General features: G+C 39.7%; 5 protein-coding genes and 1 pseudogene. 4 read left to right on the forward strand and 2 right to left on the reverse strand.

What is annotated here, in order from left to right:
* The first annotated feature begins 135 nt into the window (after positions 1-135).
* Positions 136-387 (forward strand): hypothetical protein, encoded by a 252-nt coding sequence (locus tag RRG12_RS17575; RefSeq protein ID WP_420760164.1) that lies wholly within the window; start codon positions 136-138, stop codon positions 385-387.
* A gap of 769 nt (positions 388-1,156) precedes the next feature.
* Here the strand turns inward: RRG12_RS17575 and RRG12_RS17580 are convergent.
* Positions 1,157-1,549: pseudogene (locus RRG12_RS17580) on the reverse strand (DUF6444 domain-containing protein); the annotation flags it as partial.
* A gap of 87 nt (positions 1,550-1,636) precedes the next feature.
* On the opposite strand from RRG12_RS17580, the gene RRG12_RS17585 reads away from it, so the two are divergent.
* Entirely contained in the window at positions 1,637-2,242 is a 606-nt protein-coding gene (locus RRG12_RS17585) for a GIY-YIG nuclease family protein (RefSeq protein ID WP_420760165.1), read from the forward strand.
* On the opposite strand, the gene RRG12_RS17590 is transcribed toward RRG12_RS17585, so the two are convergent.
* Positions 2,216-2,452, reverse strand: coding sequence for a hypothetical protein (locus RRG12_RS17590; protein WP_420760166.1), 237 nt, complete (start codon positions 2,450-2,452; stop codon positions 2,216-2,218). The two genes, RRG12_RS17585 and RRG12_RS17590, sit on opposite strands and share 27 nt — an antisense overlap.
* Before the next feature lie 692 nt (positions 2,453-3,144).
* Between RRG12_RS17590 and RRG12_RS17595 the strand changes: the two genes are divergently transcribed.
* Together RRG12_RS17595 and RRG12_RS17600 are read left to right on the forward strand one after the other, a co-directional pair.
* Entirely contained in the window at positions 3,145-4,347 is a 1,203-nt protein-coding gene (locus RRG12_RS17595) for an AAA family ATPase (RefSeq protein ID WP_420760167.1), read from the forward strand.
* A gap of 117 nt (positions 4,348-4,464) precedes the next feature.
* Complete coding sequence (locus RRG12_RS17600; RefSeq protein ID WP_420758009.1) at positions 4,465-5,676, forward strand: endonuclease; 1,212 nt, start codon at positions 4,465-4,467, stop codon at positions 5,674-5,676.
* Positions 5,677-5,960: the final 284 nt, after the last annotated feature.

Genomic DNA, 5,960 nt, shown 5'->3' on the forward strand with positions numbered 1-5,960 from the left:
AGTCACGGTTTAAGTAATTACCTTTTTCACTAGTGTATATATCCTTGTAGTTCTATCATTTATTTGTCAAGGCGATTAATATTTCGCGAGATATTAATTACTTTGATGTCTATATCATAGAAGGAAAGTTTGCGAATGAATATTAAAAGAGTGCTTGCTAGTTTAGCGCTGATTTTACCAATTGCTGTTACCTTTATTCCTTCCCAAGCTGATGCTCAGGTCAGACGGCCAGTTAGGCGACCGGTTCCAGTTAGAATAATCAAAAGACCAGCGCCAGTTAGAGTTTATACTCCTGCTCAAGTGAGAAGGAGGATATTAGTTCCTGGACGTTGGGTGCAAACAAATCGTGGTCGCCAGTGGATACCGGCTCGCTATGTATATAGATAAAAAGACCTACAATTGCAACAAATTATTACCTATCAATATTGGTTGCAGAGTTCTTTTTTCATAGTTTTTGTTGTTGTTTAAAAATCCCCTTTAGAAATATTCTAAAGGGGTATTATTTCATATTTTTAATAAAAATAGCACTTCTTCGTTGAGTCGAATGGCACTAAGAAAAGATACAGCCCTTGTTCTGACTGGAACAAGCCTCCAGGCTGGGAATCCATTCTGGGAGGCTCCGCCTCCAGTAGCTTGAATTGAGGCAGAGCCTCTTTTAAATACATTCCGAGCCTCCAGGCTGGGAACGAGACGACACAAGCTTTTGGGCTTTTCTTAGTGCCATTTCTTCGTTGAGTCCTATACAGATCCAGGACAAACATATCCATTGACGAGCCTGAATTAAGAGTGGAATGCAGCAAGATAGGCGTTAAATGTCTATTCAGTTAAAGTTAGTGGTGTAGATAATTTGTCTTTGAAGACGCGATGACGATGAATTGCCGTCTCTACAAGTGTTTTGGGTTTATCTGAACTGTATTGACGTATAGCGTTGATACTCCACTATTTCAATGGGACGTTCTACTAATTGTGCTACAGAGTGTTTTTCTACTTTTATTGCCGTGTGAGCAAATGCTTTTTAACTCATCCCCCGGCTTGAAGCCGGGGGATTTCGAGTTATTAGTTATTAGTCATTAGCACCAATGACTAATAACTAATAACTAATGACTTTGAAGACGGGCGGCTATTCCTCCCACCCCTCTCGTTGGGATGGGATTCCCGCCGATTTTCGTTGACCACAGTAAACACAATCCAAAGGGCGTAAGATTTCATATTTCATAACGATCTACTCTGCCAAAACCCTTACGCGTTTTTCCCTGATGCCCTGGTTGCCCGCCTGATTTTCTTTTGGGATGATTTGATTCTCCATCCAGCGATGCTTTTTTGTTTTTGCTCTTTTTCAGAATATCACCAGATGGTGGCTTCGAGGAGGTAGAACTATCCAAATCTCGGCTGACTTTTAAACGTTCTATTTCTTGCTGTAGTTCTAAGATTGTTTTCTGTAAGTCACGTATCGCCTTGCTTTGCTCAATAATTACCTCTACCAGTTTATTATGCGTAATAACTGGTTCAAGCTTTCTCGGTCTAAATCTTGAGGCAAGTTTTGGTTCATATTTGTGATACTCTCCCTCAAGTGTCCCCTTTGTCAATACTCTGCCACCTGAATCCTTACAGAAGAACTACAAACAGAGATACAAGAATGAAACCAGGGTACATTTATTTAATTCATAGTGTGGGTACATATAGATACAAAATAGGGCTAACTGTAGCACCACGAACACCAGAGGATAGATTAAAAGAACTGAATAGCCGTCAAAGTCCCTACCCATTGAAACTCATTCATTATGTGTTTGTTGCTGACGTTTACAAAGTAGAGAAAGAAATTCATCAAGCTTGTAAGTCATTTAATGTTTATAGGGAGTGGTTTGAATTTACAAAGAACGCATATTTGCAACAAGTTATTCAGTTAATGGAGCGTAGTAATGTAGCACAAAGACCAAATAATAATTCTCAGGGTTACGGTCAATATCAGAATAAAATAAATCTTTCTTTGCCTATAATTCCTAGAAATATTGAACGTGCAAGTCAAGAGAAAGAGGAAATCCCAAAACATTTAATATCCAGACGAGATGAACCCCACAATCGTTTGAGACAAGGCATGGTAGGGGGAAGAAAGAAGAAGAAGAAAATTAAAAAAAGTAAACCTACTGTATTAGGTAAAATTTTTAATAATAATTTTTTATTTTTAGTAACAATAGTCATTTGTATTATTTTATTTTTATATGTTGTGAGTATATTGATTTGAAAGGGCGACATTTTCTTCTAGCACAATAACTCGCTGCGGTTTTAGGGGAACTTCAACTTTACCTAAATTATTGCTAACGGTTTTTGTTTCTATAGGCGTTCGTGCAAGCGTTGACTTGTGAGTTCCCATAGGTGGGTTGTTGTTACAGGCTGCGATCGCTAAAACCACAACTATTGTCAGAAAGAATGGTAAAAATTTGTAATTACTCAAACTGATACTATCAGGACTTACGCAACTGGCTTTATGAATAGCAGTTCTAGCCCTGAAAATACGGTTAGAACCGCTTATTATGAGCCAAGATTAGGGAGAGAAACTTTGGCATCAGCTAAAAATGGGGTTAAGTGCTTTATCTTGAGGGCAATTCCACGGACATGGTATTAGTTTTCATCTAGAGATGGATAAGTAGCATAGATATATCAATAGCTAAAAGTAAGCCCCCCATTTACCAGTTGCTTTGTCAAAAAAGTTGACATAAGTAATCTTCATGTAGTACTGTATAGTACAGGCAGGATGAGTTAAATTAAAAAAACTTCCTAGCCAATACAGCACGGTGAAAATAAAATTACTATAGGAATCCGCTTTGATTTCTGAACTAATTTGCGTAGGCAGGCGCTACAGTCAAGAAGGCTTCTTAGTTGTACTGAGTTTTTTCACCAAATCAAATATAGGAATCCGCTTTGATTTGGAGAATCACTCGTAGAGGTAAGGGACTGGGGATTGGGGATTGGGGACTGGGGACTGGGAAGAAGGAATAAAGGTGTACTGAGTTTTGTTCAAAAATCAAATATGAGTCCTATATGAGTCCTATATTTGTACGCAATTAGTTAATATTACGAGAAAAATTTTTCAAAATCTCCTACTTAATACCAAATAATTCGATTAACGCTGCATAACTAATAAATATGGATTTTGACTATTTTAGAAGCAATGAAGGCACTCCTACAAATAATACCCGACAAAGCTTGCTTGCTAGCGGTTGGCGACCGTTTAACCGAGAATTAGACTGGGGGTTTTTATGGCAACTATTGCACAGTGACTCCCGCGAGTTAACTCAAAAAAGTTTGAATTTAGCGAGTAATGTTGCTGATATTTTGGGACGAAATAATTATGCTTGGTGGGCTAATTTATTAAATATTGTATCTGATAATACCCGCTACGAAGTTGAAAAGTTTTGGAATTACATCACGCCAGATCCTCAATCACCTGATCATCGCTACAAAGATGTTTTGAGTACGGAAACACCCATTCTCCAATTTGTGAGTCGTAGTAGCATTCCCATTGATTATGTTCTTAACCGACTGCAAGAAATTACTGTACTGCGAGTTTTAGGTGTGTTGGGTAATCCTGACATTATTACGCAGTATTACTCAGAAAGAGATTTTTATTTTCCTATAGATAGATTTGTCAGCTGGGAACGCTTAGATGTTATCAATACTGTTTATGCTTACTGGTCGAAGTATGACGTTTGGTTGCAAATTGACCCCTACGATCGCGGGCGACGACAATATAGTTTAATGGCAAAAAACCTTGCGCCACTGATTAACAAAGCGACTTACGACTTAGCCGTGATGCTGAGTGGATATCAAAGTCGTGTAGGTAAGGTTCATAGTCAATTTTCCATTCGGACATTTCCCGCAGATATACAAAACTTTACTGATTCTGTACAGCAAGCGATTCTGAATCAAAATCAGTTAGCGGTTGTTGTACATGGGAAACCGGGTACTGGTAAAACAGTCTGGACACAGGCAGTTGCAAAAGAAATTCTTGTACCTTTGGGGTATGTAATCTTTATTTTAGATCATGATGCGATCGCTAACTTTGTCCCACCGACTTACATAGAGCGTATTTGTATCGTTATTAACGAAGCTGATAATCTAGCGCAAAATCGTGCTTCTGAGGTGGCGCAATACAATAACAAAACCGAACACATTCTGAGTTTGCTGGATGGCACTTTGTATCAGAGTGTAATTGATGACTCTGGTATTCAGATGCAGCAACGGTTAGTTGTCTTGATGACTTGCAATACTACAGAAAGATTAGATCCAGCCATTTTACGCAAGGGCAGGGTGGATTTAATATATGAGTTTACGCAACTATTTGTATGAAGAAGGCAGGGAGGAGGGAGTAGCTTTCAAGGGTAGGTATTTAATAAAGGCGTATTTTTGCAGGTAAAATACTATCTAGCTTTTATCAGCAGAATTACTACGGGTGCAGGAGGGTGAATGCAAGTAGGAAAAAGCGAGGAATTAAGAGAATGGACTAGAAAAGTAATTGAAAAAATGCCAAATCTCACAAAACCTCAAGCTGTTGTACTGGCAATGTGGACTTTTGGGATAGTAATGACCCAATCAAGTGGACTGACAACGGTTTCAGTATTTTTAGCAGAACTACTGGGTAAAAAGGAGAATACTATACGTCAGCAACTGCGGGAATGGTATCGAGACGCAGAAGATAAAACAAAAACTGGTCGAACTTCATTGGATGTGACATCTTGTTTTAGTCCACTACTATCTTGGATTCTAAGTCTTTGGCCTAAAGGTGAAAAACGTCTAGCATTGGCAGCAGATGCTTCAACTTTAAGCGATCGCTTTACTGTATTAGCAATTAGCATTGTTTACCGTGGCTGTGGAATTCCAATTGCCTGGAAAATAGTTGAAGCTACCATTCCTGGAAGTTGGAAACCTCACTGGGAAGAATTATTTCGCCATATAGACAAAACTGTACCACCAGATTGGTTTGTAATTGTCACCACAGATAGAGGGCTTTATGCTGAGTGGTTGTATCAACAAATCTTGAACTGTGGTTGGCATCCTTTTATGCGGATTAACCTTCAGGGGCAGTTTCAAATTAAAGGTACTGTTTCTTGGCTACCTCTAAATACTCTTGTTCGAGAAGTTGGTCAGTCATTTGAGTCATTGGTAACTTGTTTCAAAAGTAACCCGATTGAATGTACATTGTTAGCCCGTCATGACGAGGGCTATGCCGAACCTTGGTTAATTCTCACCGATTTACAACCCGAAGTTGCGGATGCTTGTTGGTATTCGATGCGCTCTTGGATTGAATGTCTATTTAAAGACGGTAAAAGAGGTGGTTTTGCTTGGCATCAAACTAAAATGACAGATACCAAACGAGCCGAGAGACATTGGTTAGCGATCGCAATCGCTACTTTATGGCAGGTTAGTGTTGGAGGTGCTATTGATGCCAATTTGCCTATTAGTAGTTTAGACGAATTACCACAAACCCACGTTGCACGACGCAATTTGAAAAATAGTGTCTTCCATCGTTGTCTCTCATGTTTCCGTCGTGGATTTTTAGTGATTAAGGCTGCCGTTCTTAATCGTCTTCCCCTACCTCAAGGTAGCTTTTTCCCTGAACCTTGGCCTTCCTTGACTCCACAACTCCATGTCTCTCAAATCACCCTCTCTACTGCCTGATTTTTAAATACCTACCCTTGAAAGGGAGGGAGTAGGGAGTAGGGAGTAGGGAGTAGGGGGAACTTTCCGCGACGCTCAATGACTTGCTCTAAGCGTTCGCAGTAGCGTCTCGTAGAGAAGCCATGCCAATGGCTTTACGCTGCGCTATCGACACAAATTTTTTACACTAGTGCGGCTATAAACCTACAACTAAAGTTTTTATTAATACTTCTTTCTTCCTGCCTCCTGCCTTCTGCCTCCTGCCTCCTGCCTCCTGCCTTCTGCCTCCTGCCTTCTGCCTCCTG

Source organism: Nostoc sp. CALU 546 (assembly GCF_048836525.1).